This window comes from Proteiniphilum sp., from assembly GCF_040307845.1.
Taxonomy (GTDB): Bacteria; Bacteroidota; Bacteroidia; order Bacteroidales; family Dysgonomonadaceae; genus Proteiniphilum.
In genome coordinates this window covers 1-14,415 of record NZ_JAWRIS010000004.1, presented here as the reverse complement: position 1 = coordinate 14,415, position 14,415 = coordinate 1, and the positions used below count along the sequence as shown (strand labels likewise).

Below are 14,415 nucleotides of genomic sequence, written 5' to 3'. Positions count from 1 at the left end.
CTCGCGTACATTTGTTGTTTTTATTGGTACAAATATATTCCGGAGAGCCTGAATTTTATGCGACAATTCGTCCGAAAAACACGACAATTTAGTTTTCGCTGATTACCAGTATTGTATGAGAATCTATTTTTATAAAAATAACACTTTTCCGGACAAAAAATAACAGGATACTGTACAAACTGAATTCACTTTTTGCGTCCGGTACACTTTTTAAGTACACTATAGTAATCCGCCATAGATATGTGGACATAACCGGCTTGTTTCACTCCTATTTCACTCGTACTTTACTCGTACCTCGCTCGTACCTTGTTCGTACCTTGTTCGAATAAATTAGACCAAAGTAGGTCTTAAGTAAGTCTTACATAGAATGTAAAAGGGATGTAGGATATGGGGAATTTATGCGATGGCCGCCTTTCGATAGTCTTTCGGTGACATGTTGTATTTGACCTGAAACTGCCGTTGCAGGGTTCTTACCGACCCGAAACCCACCTTTTCGGAGATTTCCTCGATGGAGAGCTTCGACTCTTCGAGCAGGGCAATGGCTTCCTTTAGGCGGAGGAAATTGACATACTCGGTGAACGACATGCCGAAACATTGCTGGAAAGCTTCGATAAAGAGATCCTTATGGGTGCCTAAGTCCGCGATTAGCCGGTCGCGGGTGATACCCGGGTCGCGGTATGCCTTCTCTTTAAGAAGCGTGTCTCGGATGTCCATACATAGTTGCTCTTTTCGTTTTTCAGGGCGAAGGTTATTGTTCCCGTTTTTCGTGCCAAAACCGGTTTTATTGAGCAGTGCTGTTTCTGCCTTCTCATATTGTGCCTGGATCTCTTTTATCTGTTTTGCCAGCGTCTTGTTTTTCCTGGTGACCTCTCGGCTATAATAGATCCGGATGCCGAGGGTGACGAGCAACAAGAGGCATCCGGCAAGGGCGAAATACATCAACTGGCGTGTTTTCTCTTTTTCCGCGATATGCTTGTCTACCTCATATTGGGTATGAAGCTCGTCGAGTTGCCTGTTGAAAGAAGCATCACGCAGCGAGTCGATGTAGGTCACTGTCTTTTCGGTCTCCGCCCAGGTCAGGGGTGCGTTCTCCTTGCGCGACAAGATCCTCACCTTGGTGAACCGGGCATAGCTGTAGGTGGGATCAATCTCAATGGCCCGGTTGATATATGTCAGCGCCTTGTCATAATCGCCCCTCGCCTCCCATATCTGGGCGCGCAGGTAGGTGGTGTTTCCCAACGACACGGTATCGGCCTCGCGCAGGTTGTCGATTCGGTCGCAATAGGACTCTGCGTTATCGAAATCGCCCATGAAGCTATAGGCAAAAGCATACAATGTCCATAAATTGACTCTGTTGGTATGTTGCGGGTTGTCAGGTTTTTCCCCGGTCATTTCATCCAGAAGCTTTTCAGTTTCTCCCGCCATTTCGAAAAACGCATCTAAGCGGCCGGTGGCCTGCAGCATATTGCACAATTCGAAATATACCCCGATAAGCCCGAATGGTCTTTTATTCATCCCCGCTGCTTCTTCAATACTCTGCCGGTAATGCTTTTCGGCTTCCGAAAGCCGGTTCTGGTGCATATAGGTCACGCCCATGAGGTATTGCATGTAAAAACGGCCTTCATGATCGTTTTGGCGGTGTGCCTGCCGGGATACCTCCTCTATCTCCGCCAGTGCCTTTTCGTACATCCCCCCTCCTGCAATAGCTGAGTATCTGTTGCTTGTAAGCCATGTACATGGCGTCGGTGAGCGCATGTTCCTTTAGGAATGCCAACGTCTTGCCCGCATGTTTGTCCACTTTGTCGAAACGATTCATGCGCAGGTTGTCCATCAGGCTGTTGAGCAGGCTGTCACCCCGGCGTTGGGTGGCATTGGGCGGTACATCTTCTGGAGCTTGCGTCTCGTCCTGCGGGAAGGCGGGGTAAGTGCACAGTGCCGAAATGAAAAATAGAAAAATAAAATTCCTGTAATAGCACCTCATCGTTATAGTGGACTTACATTAAGATGTGTCTGTACTGTAGCAAATATATGCAGTTTGCCCGTAACTGTGATTTTTTGTTGGTTATTTTTTTAAATACACGCAAAAAAATAACAAAAAAGTAATCAATTTGCAAGGTTCCGGCAAGCCAAGAGTTTACGGTTGTTTTAAGTATTGTTCTCTGTATTCCGTGGGGGTTAGCCCCGTGATTTTTTGAAACTGCTGGTGGAAGTTCGCCCGATGATTGAAACCGACCAGCTCGCGTACATTCTCGAGTGAGATGCCGGGATTGTCCCTGAGGATGGATTGTGCCTCCTCAATGCGCAGCCCTGAGCGCCATATACGGAAATCGGTCTGCATGTAGGTCCTGAAGTAATATTGTAGGAAACTGCGGCTTACGCCGAGCGATTGGGCTATTTCTTCGACACTGATATCCGTTTTGGTGAATTTCCTGTCGGCCACCCATCGCGCCAGCACACGCCTGAACTGTTCGCTTTGTGCTGCAAGGCGGGCAGATTCCTCATCGTCAACTGTCTCCTGAGGCTTCTCCTCATCTTCCCTTTGCGTGATGACAGGGATCGCGAATTGAAAATCTATCTGGTAATTATATAACCTGGCGGCCATATAGGCATAATAAATTGTATAGATAACGGAAAACAGGGCATAAAAATAATAATCCATAAACAGTGACACCAGCGCGAGGATGCCGACCGCCAATGCGCTGTAAAATCCGAAACGGGTCCAACGAAGACGGATCTTTTCATCCTCTTCGTAATAGTTCTCCAAAGAATTGAGACACACTTTATATTGTGACCTGAAGGTATGGGTATAAAAGGTAATCTGGAAGAAATAGGCTGTCACCGCCACGGCAAAAACTATAAGGAAAGAAGAGTGCGGAAGCAGCAACAAGGCAGCCAGTAAAAGAGCACTCGCGGCAGTAATAATTGCCAACTGCCACACGATCATTCTCCGTTTGACATAAAGCGGTTGTATCAATGCCAATATGGTGTAGGTGAAGAGCAATGCCTGGTAAGAGGCGATGACCAGGGTAGAGGAGGCCAGCAGCATTTTGTCTTCCGTCTCGCGTTGTATGAAAAAACTGAAAAATCCGGATATGCCCAGTACCAGGTAGGAGAGCGACAGGTAAAACCTTGCCGACCGGAGATTGGAAAGCTTTTCATCCGGCGGGATATGCATGCCTGCCAACATCGCGGCCAGCACCATGATGACGGAAGAAGTCGCGAAAGTTAGTACATAGTAGAATGGAACCGGTTCGAACAGATTCATATTATGCAGAGATTTTTCTCCTGCAAAAATATTCAATTCTGCGGATAGAAAGTACTATTTCACTGACGAATCATTCAAAAAGTTTATGAAAACTTAGTTTCAGGTCTATTCTCCATATTTCAAAATTAACCCTACTTCGGAAATTAAATTAATTGCTATCTTTGCAAATTGATTGCGTTCATGCATGAAAAGATGCTTCCGGTACTTTTTAAGTGGGGGCTTATTCTTTAAATTTTTTTTAGATGAATCTTTTAAGGGAGAAAATGATGAAATATGATGCTCCACAGCGTGCAAAGGCTGCGGGTATCTACCCCTATTTCCGGGCTATTGAGAGTGACCAGGATACCGAGGTCGTCATCAACGGGAAAAAAGTGTTGATGTTCGGTTCAAATGCCTACCTGGGGTTGACCAATCATCCGAAAGTAAAGGAGGCGGCCATTGCCGCCACAAAAAAATATGGTACCGGGATGGCCGGTTCCCGCTTCCTGAACGGTACACTCGATATCCACATCGAGTTGGAACGGAAATTGGCTAACTTTATGAATAAGGATGAAGCCATTGTCTTCTCTACCGGTTTCTCCGTCAATGAGGGCGTATTGGGATGTATGACCGGGAGGGATGATTTTATTATCTGGGATGAAAGGGACCATGCATCTATTATAGAGGGGTTGCGTACTTCCTATTCTACAAAATTTAAATTTCGCCATAACGATATGGCGCATTTGGAGAAGCAGCTAAAACGTTGCCATCAGGGAAAGGTGAAGTTAATTGTGGTAGACGGGGTTTTCAGCATGGAAGGCGACCTGGCTAATCTTCCCGAGATTGTGAAACTGGCGAAGAAATACAATGCCAATATCATGGTGGATGAAGCCCATAGCCTGGGCGTCCTGGGTCGGAAATATTGTGGGCGTGGCGTGTGTGACCACTTCGGGCTACTGGGTGATGTGGACCTGGTGATGGGTACTTTCAGCAAATCACTCGCCTCCATCGGCGGATTTGTGGCCGGCGATTATCCTGTGATCAATTATTTACGCCATAATGCACGGACTAATATATTCAGCGCAAGTATCACTCCGGCTGCGACTGCCGCCGCATCAGCCGCGTTGGATATATTGAAATCGGAGCCCGAACGGGTGAAGAATTTGTGGGAGCTCACCCATTACGCGATCAATCAATTCAAAGAGAGAGGGTTTGAACTGGGGCCGACGGCAACACCTATTATGCCACTCTATGTGCGTGACAACGATAAGACATTCCTTGTCACCAAACTCCTGTTTGAAGAGGGCATCTTTGTCAATCCGGTCGTATCTCCGGCGGTTTCCCCGGGCGACACGCTTATCCGCTATTCGTTGATGGCAACCCATACCAAGGAGCAGATAGATTATTCCCTTGAACATATTACCCAAATATTCAAAAAACTGGATATCTTGCCATAGTATCATCAAAATTAACATCACAGATCGGATTAGTTCGCGAAAAAATACTTACTTTTGTATGCAATAAAAATTTAAAGTGAAAACTTATGTCATTTATTGCAAATAAAATTATCATGGAAGGGTTGACGTTCGACGACCTTCTGTTAGTGCCCGCCTACTCGGAGGTACTCCCCAAGAATGTAGATCTCTCTACGCAGTTTTCCAGAAATATATCGCTTAATATTCCCATGGTGTCGGCTGCCATGGATACGGTGACCGAAACCACGATGGCTATTGCCATTGCCCGTGAGGGTGGGATCGGTGTGATCCATAAGAATATGAGCATTGCACAACAGGCCAAGCAGGTGCGGGCAGTGAAACGTGCGGAAAATGGCATGATCCTGAATCCTATCAGTATTACGCCCGACAGAAAAGTGTCCGACGCATTGGCCATGATGGCGGAGTTCAAAATTGGAGGAATTCCTGTGGTGGACGGTGACAATAGGTTGGTAGGTATCGTCACCAACCGTGATCTCCGCTTTGAGAAGTCGATGGAGAAACAAATCAGCGAGGTGATGACCAAAGAAAATTTGGTCACCACACGCCAGACAGCCAATCTGGAAGATGCCGCTGAAATCCTTCAACAGCATAAGATCGAAAAACTGCCCGTGGTCGATTCCAACAATAAGTTGATCGGCCTGATCACCTATAAAGATATCACCAAGGCAAAGGATAAGCCGTTTGCCTGTAAAGACGCACAGGGACGGCTGCGTGTGGCGGCGGGAATTGGTGTTACACATGATTCCATTGAGCGTGCCACCGCCCTTATTGAAGCGGGTGTGGATGCGATCGTGATAGATACCGCGCACGGACATTCCAAAGGGGTAGGAGAGATGCTGAAATTAGTAAAGAAGACGTTCCCCGAAATTGACGTGGTGGTGGGTAATATCGCCACTGCCGATGCAGCCAGGTTTTTGGTCGATGCCGGTGCCGATGCCGTGAAAGTGGGGATAGGCCCGGGGTCGATATGTACTACCCGTGTAATCGCGGGGGTTGGAGTACCCCAGTTATCGGCTATTTACGAAGTGGGCACTGCCCTGAAAGGCACGGGGGTTCCGGTGATTGCCGATGGCGGGTTACGCTATTCGGGAGATATAGTGAAAGCGTTGGCAGCAGGTGGTTCTTCGGTGATGATGGGCTCTTTGCTGGCCGGTACGGAAGAGTCGCCGGGCGAGACTATTATCTTCAATGGCCGTAAATTCAAATCCTACCGGGGAATGGGTTCGCTCTCAGCCATGCAACAGGGCTCCAAGGACCGCTACTTCCAGGATGTGGAAGATGATATCAAGAAACTTGTTCCGGAAGGCATCGAAGCCCGTGTGCCATTCAAAGGAACACTGCAGGAGGTGATCTATCAGATGGTAGGGGGGCTACGTTCCGGTATGGGTTACTGCGGAGCAGCAAATATCGGAAGGCTGCATGAGGCCAAATTCACCCGTATCTCCTCTGCAGGTTATGCGGAGAGTCATCCCCACGGAGTGATGATCACGCGCGAAGCGCCGAATTACAGCAAGGAAACCGAATAAACCCCTCACGGTAGAGCCAGGATTTTTAGAGTCAGGAATCAAGACAATATTTATGAGTTGTTCAGATTCTTGACTCTAATTTTTTTAATATTTTGATTTTTCAAATATCAATTTCGATCAATTTCTTTCAATCTCCATCAAAATCAGATCACCTGAAAATTTTTTATCTCTACTGCAACGTTTTGCATTCAGCAAACGTCATTATAATAAACAGGGAAATTTTATGTCGGAACAACGATTAATACTTGCTTGCAAGCAGGGAAAATTGTGGGCGAGAAAAGAGGTGTACGATCAGTACGCCCCGTCCATGATGGCGCTTTGCAGGCGGTATGTCTCCGATGTGGAAGATGCCAAGGATGTGTTGCAGGAAGGGTTCCTGAAAATTTTTGTAGAGATAGGGCAATATTCGGGAAAAGGTTCTTTTGGGGGATGGATAAGAAAAATTTTTGTGAATACTTCACTCGATTATATGCGAAAAAAGAACCGGCTGAAGCAAAAGGAACTGTTAACGGACGTTCAGATGGAATGTTCTGAAAATACCCCCGATATGGCAGATATCACAGCTGACGATTTAATGCTTTGCATCAGCGAACTTCCGGATATTCATCGAACGGTTTTTAATTTATTTGCTGTAGAAGGGTTTAGTCATAAGGAAATTGGGGCATTGTTGCATATACCCGAAAGTACGTCACGGTCATTCTTTTTCAGGGCAAGGCAATTGTTGCAAAAGAGAGTTACACAGTTACTGGAGTATAATAGATAACAGGGAGAGAAGATGCGGTCAGATGATCAATACATAGATAAGCCGGATGACTTTTCGAAGAAAGTCGGAGAGAAGCTGCGCGCGCATCAGATACCTGTCGGTCCCGACGTGTGGGATTCGCTGGCGGAAAAGCTCCCGCCACGCAAAAAAACTGTTTCTGGCTCCTGGTATTGGACGGCAGCCGGTGTGGCAGTAGTGGTGCTGGCGATATTGTTTTTGTGGAATCCTGTGGATGACGGGCCTTTGCTTACGGAGAACTCACAATCTACGGAGAATACACAATCCACGGAGCACACGCCATCTCCCAAACAAAAAGCACAAGGGGAGGTTGTACCGGATATTATCCATGATGATATAAAAAACAGTACAGGTAAGAAATTGGATCCGGATCAGATTGTTGGTAATAGCAGGGGAATGTTGAAAAAAACCGGGGAAACTGGGAAAATTCCCAAACAGGAAAAAACTTCAGAACAGGAAGAACTTCTAAGACCGGAAGAATTTCCCAAATTGGAAGAAGTTATACAATTGGACGAAATGTCAAAGTCGGCAAAAATATCAAAGTCGGAAAAAACATCAGAGCCGGAAAAGACTTCAAAACCGGAAAAAAACCAAAAGCCGGAGGAAATCCCAAAACTTGAAAAAAGTGTTCAAACAACAGCCTTTGCGGAGCAGATCGGATCTTCAGAACCCGACCAAACTGAAAAACCACACTCATTGATGGCCGCGCTGGGTAGTGGAGGCGTTCCTCTGGATTTCTCATTGGGGGGGCATGGTGCCGATAATGTGTACGACAATTTTCCGGGTGGAGATTATAATGACGGGAGCGGTGTAGGTTCCGGCGGCGATTACAATCTGCTTACACCGGGCGATTATACCGATGTAGTCCATCGTCTGCCTGTATCTTTCAGTCTGACGGCCGATTTTCCGATAGCTAAAGACATGACCCTGGAGACCGGATTGTCATACACTTATCTATTCTCACGTTACAGGCGAAATGATCAATTCATTTACCGGGGCACATTGCAACAGCATTATATAGGTATACCCTTGAACTTGAGGTATACCGTATGGCAGAATGACGCATGGGATGTATATCTGTTGGGTGGGGCCAGCATTGAAAAAGGGCTCCGTTCCATTTACAAGCAGGAGATTGAACATAATGGCGGCATCGTGTACCATACCAAAATAGGTAGCAGCATCAACGGTTTCCAGTTTTCCGCACAAGCGGGTGCCGGGTTCAGTTATCGGTTGCAGGGCAATCTGAGCCTGTTTGGTGAGCCCCGGATTGTCTACTATTTCAACAATAACCAACCGATGAGCGCCCGTACCGAAAATCCGTTGATATTCGGACTGAATATGGGGATAAGATTCCGGTTTAAGTGAAAAGTGAAGAATGAAAAATGAGTGCCTAAGTGGTTAGGTGTTTCGGAAATTTAATTCTTAATTATTAACTTTTAATTATAGAAAATTGTGTAATCATGAAAAAGCTGACTTTCTTGTTATTGATTACCGGTGTATTTGTTTTACCGGGATGTAAGGATTATGTGGATGAATACGTGACCTACACAGTGAATGAGCCTGTTTTTATGTCGACCGCCGAGTTCAGGAGCGCGGTGGATGTGGAACAGCCCAGGCCCATTGAAAAACAGGGGAAAATTGTTTTTTATAACGATTTCCTCTATGTCTCCCAGCCGGAGGAAGGGATACATGTGATTGATAACCGTGATCCCTCGAATCCGAAAAACATCGCTTTTGTCGAATTGTTGGGAAATGCGGATATGCATGTTCGTAATGGTGTGTTGTATGCCGATTCTTATGTTGATCTGGTCTGGTTCGATATCGACGATCCCGCCAAGCCGGAGTTCAAAGGACGGAAAGAAGAGGTGTTCCCGCAAGCATTTCCTCCGACGGAAAATGGGTATGGCATCGATTACGCTACATCGATGGACAGGTCGAACGGTATTGTTATCGGATGGAAAACGGTGGAGAAAAAAGAACTGGTCCGTACTTATAAACCCCGTTGGTGGAGCTGGGGCGGTGTAAGCGAAGACATGGCATACAGCAGTGCTCCTTCCGGCGGAGGAGGTGTGGGAGCTGTGGGTTCCATGTCGCGGTTTGCCATTTATCAGGATAACTTGTATACCGTGATGAGTAATTACCTCGGTATTTTCGACCTGTCGGATGAAACACCCAGGAAGATAGGGCAGGATATGTATGTAGGATTTGATGTGGAGACCATCTTCAGCTACAAAAACTGCATGTTTATGGGGACGCCTACGGGGATGATCATCTATTCTCTGGAAGATCCGCTGAAACCGGAATATCAATCCAGGATTACTCATGTATTCGGTTGTGACCCTGTGGTGGTGGAAAACGATATCGCCTATGTCACCATCCGTTCAGGCACTTTCTGTGGGCAGACTGCCAATGAACTGATTATTGTGGATGTGAGCAATGTCAGGCAGCCCAAACATATCGTGACCTATAATATGGAAAGCCCGCGGGGACTGGGAATAGACAACGGAACGCTTTTTGTCTGTGACGGCGGCCTGAGGGTCTATAACGCGGAGGATCCGAGGACCATTATGCATAAGGACAATGTCCTTGCACATTTCAAGAATATAGTGGGATTTGACGTGATTCCCTTTAATAACGTATTGATGATGATCGCGGAAGATGGTATTTACCAGTACGATTATTCCGATCCGGAAAATATAAGGCAGTTGAGCCGTTTACCGGTCGGTAAATAAAACTTCCCTGTTGCTCAATTTCCTGCTGCCGTCGGAGAAATCCCGCGGCAGCTTTTTATAGTCTTCCTTACGTCCTTTTTTTCAACCCCTTTTATCTTGCACTCCTTCTCAGGGATTATTGCTTTATTGTCCCCTCCTGCATCGGCACAAAAATGAAATCACCGTGCTCCGATTCCTTGAATTCACGCTCGCTTACCCGTTTTATAACGGTCATCTTTTGTCCTTCCCTCCCACCTACAGGAGCGACCATCCATCCACCCACACGCAGTTGTTGCAACAGTTTTTCCGGGACCTTCTCGGGTGCGGCCGTGATTAGTATCTTGTCGAAGGGAGCATGTTCGGGTAGCCCTTCGTAGCCGTCACCAAAGAAGAGATTCGGATAATAGCCCAATCCGTTCAGGGTTTCTTTGGCGCTTTCATACAAATTATAGTACCTTTCTATGCTGTATACTTCCGCCTCCATTTCACATAGTACTGCCGCTTGGTATCCACTTCCGGTACCTATCTCCAATACTTTTTCTCCCGGTTTCAATTGCAGTAGTTGTGTCTGCCAAGCTACCGTGAACGGTTGGGAAATGGTCTGCCCGCTCTCGATCGGCAAAGGACGGTCCTGGTATGCATAAGCGGATAGTTTTTTATCGATAAAGGAATGTCTCGGGACATTGGCGATAGCCGACAGTACCCGTTCGTCGGAAATACCTTTTTTCTTTAATTCCCGGGCCAGTTTTTTTGCTTCGTTGTTTTTTTGCTGATTTTCTATCATGTTGCTGTTGGATTTCTGTGGGTGTTTTTTTGAGCTGTTTGATGCGCAGGTGACCAGCCCCGTACAGAAAAGGGCAATCATGATCACCACCGGAATGGAATGCTGCTTTCCTCGTTTCATAATATGTGATTTTCAATGTGATAAACACAAAGATAATGATATTCTGTATTTTATAGGTTTTTTTCAGGATATAATTTGTAGTTCGATAAAAAGTCGTATATTTCGCACAAATTCAATCACCGCCAATTAAAATGAGAAAAACGGTTTTTTTATTGGGTCTGGTCTTTTCAACGCTGTCAGTTATGTCGCAAAATAGTGAGATTTCATCTGTTATAAAAAGAGTAAAGGAGAAATATGTACCTGATAGCCGGGTAGAGATATGGGATATAGTGGCGACACAAAGGGAAGATACAGTGATACTGAAAGGCGAGACAACTAATCGCGATGCTTATGATGAACTGATCGTGCAGGCCGGAAGCCTGTATGGCCAACTGAAAGACAGTATCCGCCTCTTGCCCGCTTCGGAACTGGGTGATGCAACATGGGGTGTGATCTATAATTCGGTAGGCACACTGCGCGCCCAGCCCCGTTACGGTTCGGAACTGGTATCACAGGGATTGCTGGGGATGCCGGTGAGGATTTTGGAGAAAAGGGCCGGCTGGAGGAGAATCCAGACCCCCGACCAGTATATCGGTTGGATAAATGGGTCGGTGAAGGTGATGACAAAGCCGGAATTAGAGGAATATCTGCAAAAGCCGAAAGTGATCATCACAGCCTTTTCTTCCCAGTCGGTAAGTAAACCGAAGAATGATGCCTTCCCGGTTTCCGATTTGGTGGCGGGTAATATGCTGGTCGTAAAAGGGTCGAAAGGTAAACTTTATCAGGTGGAATATCCCGACGGGCGGGAAGGCTATGTCCGGAAATCAGACGCTTTGGAAACGGGAAAATGGTTGAAAGGTGTCGAGTTGACCGGCGAGAGTATCGTCAATACTGCCTATCGGTTGACGGGAATACCCTACCTTTGGGGTGGCACTTCTCCCAAGGGGATGGATTGCAGCGGATTCACCAAAACAGTCTATTTCATGCACGGGATTATTCTGGCGCGTGATGCATCCCAACAGGTTCACAGTGGAAAACTGATTGACGATCAGGGCGATTTCAGTGGGGCCTTGCCGGGCGATCTGCTCTTTTTCGGCACAAAGGCGAATGATGGAAAGTCCAAAGAACGGGTAATCCATGTAGGTATTTATATCGGCCACAACCGGTTTATCCATGCTTCCGACTATATCCATATCGGCAGCCTCGATCCTGATGACCCACTATACGATGAGTTCAACGCAAACCGTTACCTTCGCACCAAACGGATTATTGGAGAGGTGGGAACCCCGGGCATTGAGAGAATTTTTGACAATGAATTTTACAAACAATGAGCGTATGAAGCAAAATCGTCGTCATTTCCTGAAATTATCAGCCATGGCTGCGGCAACTTTGGCGGCTCCATCATTATTTTCCGACTGTAGACCGGCAAGAAGAAATCAATCAAACGCAAATATGAAATTATCCTGGACACCCTACGACCTGCAATTGAACCATACCTTCACCATCTCCGGGTTCTCGCGTAACACCACACCTGTGGTGCTGGTGAAAATAGATTACGATGGTCTGGAAGGATATGGTGAGGCATCCCTGCCTCCCTATCTGGGTGAAACGCAGGCTTCGGTCATCGAATTCCTGAAGAAGGTGGATCTTTCGGCTTTCACCCCTTCCCGTGATATGGAAGAGGTAATCGCTTATCTGGATGGTATCGCCGAAGGAAATACCGCGGCGAAGGCGGCCGTGGATATTGCCTTGCATGATCTGGCGGGAAAAATAGAAGGCACACCGTGGTATAAGATATATGGATTGGACAAATACAATGTGCCGGATACTACCTTTACCATCGGTATCGATACGGATGAGGTGGTACGTGAAAAGACCCGTGAAGCGCTGGGACGGTTCAATATCCTGAAGGTGAAGGTGGGTGGTTCCGATGACAAGCGGATGATCGAAGCCATTCGCTCGGAGACCGACCTGCCGCTGGCAGTGGATGCCAACCAGGGATGGAAAGACCGGCAGCAGGCGCTCGACATGATTTTCTGGCTGAAGGAAAAAGGGATTGTGATGGTGGAGCAACCGATGCCGAAACATGACCTGGACAATATCGCCCGCCTCACCGAAGAGAGTCCCCTGCCTGTTTTTGCCGATGAATCGATACAGCGACTCTCCGATGTGGAGCGAATGAAGGGCGTATTTTCCGGGATCAACATCAAACTGATGAAGTGCACCGGCATGCATGAAGCATGGAAGATGCGCCAACTGGCTCAATCATTGGGGATGAAGGTGATGATCGGGTGTATGACCGAGACATCCTGCGCCATATCGGCGGCGTCGCAACTCTATGCCGGGATGGATTTTGCCGACCTCGACGGCGCGCTTCTGATAGGGAATGATTGTTTCGACGGGTCTACGTTGGAGAACGGGAAGATCATCGCTTCCGACCTGCCCGGTATCGGCGTAAAACCGACAAAAGAACTATTTTCGGTAAATTAAAACAACGGAACAGGCCACACTTCTTGTCTTTGAGAGGTTTGGTTTGTGAAAAACAGCTATCTTTGTAGAAATGTGTGATTTAATATCGTTTTCAAAATGACACGAGAAGCGATTATACAAAAAGCGGTATCATCTTTATCTAAACTTCCACAAAGCAAGGTGGAGGAAGTAATCGATTTTGCTGAATTCCTCTTACAGAAACAAGAAAATACAGAAATTCAAGAAATTATTTACAGTACGGTAAGTGATCAGGATGTGTTTGATTTTCTGAGAGAAGAGGAAGATATTTATCATCTATCTGACGCAAAAGAGTTATACTGATGAGAAAAGGGGATATAGTACTGGTATCATTCCCGTTTACCGATTTTTCAGGTAATAAGGTTCGACCGGCATTGGTTTTGTCGGTAAGTACCCTTGATGTAATCGTAGCCTTTATTTCTACTCAACTACATCGAAAAGAACAGGTTGATATAGAGTTGGATCCGTCATCTGATAATGGATTGAAAAGAGTGTCAATTATCAAGGTGGCAAAACTCGTGACAATCGAAAAAAAGTTAGTTTTAGGGCTTCTTGGAAAATTGGATGATAAAAAGTTGAGTGAATTAGATAAAGGACTGAAGAAAATATTTCAGTTGTCGTATTAGCCTTTGGAAGATAAGAAACTTGTGCGTACATTTGCGCAATTTTTTTACTTCGAATTAATTCAGTCGTTTTCTCGCCATGGCATAGCTCAAGCAAGCTTGGCTCTGTTCATTTGGCTTAACGAAAACGTTCTTTTTAGGTTATTACGATGAACTATCTGGTTACTATCGGGCTTTTGATCTGTTCGAATGTTTTTATGACCTTCGCTTGGTACGGTCATTTGAAGTTGGCTGAAAATGCATGGTTCAGTAAACTGCCGCTTATCGGCGTGATTGTCTTCAGTTGGTTGATTGCCTTTTTCGAATACTGTTTTCAGGTGCCGGCAAACCGTATCGGATTTGAAGGGAACGGGGGGAGTTTCTCTCTCTTGCAACTGAAAGTGATACAGGAGGTAATTACATTAGTCGTGTTTGTCGTTTTCTCTTTCCTCGCCTTCGGTACCCAATTAAAATGGAATCACCTTCTTGGATTCGTCTTTCTTGTATTAGCGGTTTATTTTATTTTATGATTATCCGCAATCAGTCCTAAACATTTATTAGGATAATTGCTGGAAAATCGGTTGATAATTAACGATATATATTTTCTCATATGATAGAAAAGTTGTATATTTATAGTCTAAATATCAATAGATTATGAACCTAC

The 14,415-nt window shown here is 46.0% G+C and carries 14 protein-coding genes; 10 read left to right on the top strand and 4 right to left on the bottom strand.

Annotated features, from left to right (window positions below):
• Window positions 1–396: 396 nt before the first annotated feature.
• The 3 genes from ABV001_RS00275 to ABV001_RS00265 all read right to left on the bottom strand — a co-directional run bounded on the left by ABV001_RS00275 (window position 397) and on the right by ABV001_RS00265 (window position 3,265).
• Complete coding sequence (locus ABV001_RS00275) at window positions 397–1,689, bottom strand: helix-turn-helix domain-containing protein (RefSeq protein WP_352420949.1); 1,293 nt, start codon at window positions 1,687–1,689, stop codon at window positions 397–399.
• Window positions 1,622–1,981 (bottom strand): hypothetical protein, encoded by a 360-nt coding sequence (locus ABV001_RS00270; protein WP_352420948.1) that lies wholly within the window; start codon window positions 1,979–1,981, stop codon window positions 1,622–1,624. Before ABV001_RS00270 ends, ABV001_RS00275 begins: the two co-directional genes overlap by 68 nt.
• Before the next feature lie 153 nt (window positions 1,982–2,134).
• On the bottom strand, window positions 2,135–3,265 hold the full coding sequence (locus ABV001_RS00265) for a helix-turn-helix domain-containing protein (RefSeq protein ID WP_352420947.1): 1,131 nt from the start codon (window positions 3,263–3,265) through the stop codon (window positions 2,135–2,137).
• Between the two features lie 242 nt (window positions 3,266–3,507).
• Between ABV001_RS00265 and spt the strand changes: the two genes are divergently transcribed.
• From spt to ABV001_RS00240, 5 genes are all read left to right on the top strand, one after another.
• Complete coding sequence (gene spt / locus ABV001_RS00260) at window positions 3,508–4,701, top strand: serine palmitoyltransferase (RefSeq protein ID WP_352420946.1); 1,194 nt, start codon at window positions 3,508–3,510, stop codon at window positions 4,699–4,701.
• A gap of 86 nt (window positions 4,702–4,787) precedes the next feature.
• Window positions 4,788–6,266: an IMP dehydrogenase gene (gene guaB, locus ABV001_RS00255; protein WP_352420945.1), complete on the top strand. Its 1,479-nt coding sequence runs from the start codon at window positions 4,788–4,790 to the stop codon at window positions 6,264–6,266.
• A 223-nt stretch (window positions 6,267–6,489) separates the two neighbouring features.
• Window positions 6,490–7,029, top strand: a complete 540-nt coding sequence (locus ABV001_RS00250; RefSeq protein WP_352420944.1) for an RNA polymerase sigma factor — start codon at window positions 6,490–6,492, stop codon at window positions 7,027–7,029.
• 12 nt (window positions 7,030–7,041) lie between these two features.
• Window positions 7,042–8,412, top strand: a complete 1,371-nt coding sequence (locus tag ABV001_RS00245) for an outer membrane beta-barrel protein (protein WP_352420943.1) — start codon at window positions 7,042–7,044, stop codon at window positions 8,410–8,412.
• A 95-nt stretch (window positions 8,413–8,507) separates the two neighbouring features.
• On the top strand, window positions 8,508–9,779 hold the full coding sequence (locus ABV001_RS00240; RefSeq protein WP_352420942.1) for an LVIVD repeat-containing protein: 1,272 nt from the start codon (window positions 8,508–8,510) through the stop codon (window positions 9,777–9,779).
• 115 nt (window positions 9,780–9,894) lie between these two features.
• On the opposite strand, the gene ABV001_RS00235 is transcribed toward ABV001_RS00240, so the two are convergent.
• Window positions 9,895–10,662 carry a protein-L-isoaspartate(D-aspartate) O-methyltransferase gene (locus ABV001_RS00235; protein WP_294082179.1) on the bottom strand — a complete coding sequence of 256 codons (768 nt, stop codon included), beginning with the start codon at window positions 10,660–10,662 and terminating at the stop codon, window positions 9,895–9,897.
• Between the two features lie 131 nt (window positions 10,663–10,793).
• Between ABV001_RS00235 and ABV001_RS00230 the strand changes: the two genes are divergently transcribed.
• From ABV001_RS00230 to ABV001_RS00210, 5 genes are all read left to right on the top strand, one after another.
• A complete protein-coding gene (locus ABV001_RS00230) occupies window positions 10,794–11,972 on the top strand; it encodes an NlpC/P60 family protein (RefSeq protein WP_352420941.1) in 1,179 nt (392 codons plus the stop codon).
• A gap of 4 nt (window positions 11,973–11,976) precedes the next feature.
• Window positions 11,977–13,131, top strand: coding sequence for a dipeptide epimerase (locus ABV001_RS00225; RefSeq protein WP_352420940.1), 1,155 nt, complete (start codon window positions 11,977–11,979; stop codon window positions 13,129–13,131).
• 96 nt (window positions 13,132–13,227) lie between these two features.
• Complete coding sequence (locus tag ABV001_RS00220; protein ID WP_352420939.1) at window positions 13,228–13,452, top strand: DUF2281 domain-containing protein; 225 nt, start codon at window positions 13,228–13,230, stop codon at window positions 13,450–13,452.
• Complete coding sequence (locus ABV001_RS00215; RefSeq protein WP_352420938.1) at window positions 13,452–13,775, top strand: type II toxin-antitoxin system PemK/MazF family toxin; 324 nt, start codon at window positions 13,452–13,454, stop codon at window positions 13,773–13,775. The genes ABV001_RS00220 and ABV001_RS00215 overlap by 1 nt, the downstream gene beginning before the upstream one ends.
• 146 nt (window positions 13,776–13,921) lie before the next feature.
• On the top strand, window positions 13,922–14,281 hold the full coding sequence (locus ABV001_RS00210) for a DMT family protein (RefSeq protein WP_352420937.1): 360 nt from the start codon (window positions 13,922–13,924) through the stop codon (window positions 14,279–14,281).
• Window positions 14,282–14,415: the final 134 nt, after the last annotated feature.

Bases quoted from the DNA above. Each gene is read 5' to 3' on its own strand.
- ABV001_RS00220 (WP_352420939.1), top strand. From the start codon at position 13,228: ATGACACGAGAAGCGATTATACAAAAAGCGGTATCATCTTTATCTAAA.
- ABV001_RS00225 (WP_352420940.1), top strand. From the start codon at position 11,977: ATGAAGCAAAATCGTCGTCATTTCCTGAAATTATCAGCCATGGCTGCG.
- ABV001_RS00210 (WP_352420937.1), top strand. From the start codon at position 13,922: ATGAACTATCTGGTTACTATCGGGCTTTTGATCTGTTCGAATGTTTTT.
- guaB (WP_352420945.1), top strand. From the start codon at position 4,788: ATGTCATTTATTGCAAATAAAATTATCATGGAAGGGTTGACGTTCGAC.
- ABV001_RS00265 (WP_352420947.1), bottom strand. From the start codon at position 3,265: ATGAATCTGTTCGAACCGGTTCCATTCTACTATGTACTAACTTTCGCG.
- ABV001_RS00235 (WP_294082179.1), bottom strand. From the start codon at position 10,662: ATGAAACGAGGAAAGCAGCATTCCATTCCGGTGGTGATCATGATTGCC.
- ABV001_RS00250 (WP_352420944.1), top strand. From the start codon at position 6,490: ATGTCGGAACAACGATTAATACTTGCTTGCAAGCAGGGAAAATTGTGG.
- ABV001_RS00230 (WP_352420941.1), top strand. From the start codon at position 10,794: ATGAGAAAAACGGTTTTTTTATTGGGTCTGGTCTTTTCAACGCTGTCA.
- spt (WP_352420946.1), top strand. From the start codon at position 3,508: ATGAATCTTTTAAGGGAGAAAATGATGAAATATGATGCTCCACAGCGT.
- ABV001_RS00270 (WP_352420948.1), bottom strand. From the start codon at position 1,981: ATGAGGTGCTATTACAGGAATTTTATTTTTCTATTTTTCATTTCGGCA.
- ABV001_RS00245 (WP_352420943.1), top strand. From the start codon at position 7,042: ATGCGGTCAGATGATCAATACATAGATAAGCCGGATGACTTTTCGAAG.
- ABV001_RS00240 (WP_352420942.1), top strand. From the start codon at position 8,508: ATGAAAAAGCTGACTTTCTTGTTATTGATTACCGGTGTATTTGTTTTA.
- ABV001_RS00215 (WP_352420938.1), top strand. From the start codon at position 13,452: ATGAGAAAAGGGGATATAGTACTGGTATCATTCCCGTTTACCGATTTT.
- ABV001_RS00275 (WP_352420949.1), bottom strand. From the start codon at position 1,689: ATGTACGAAAAGGCACTGGCGGAGATAGAGGAGGTATCCCGGCAGGCA.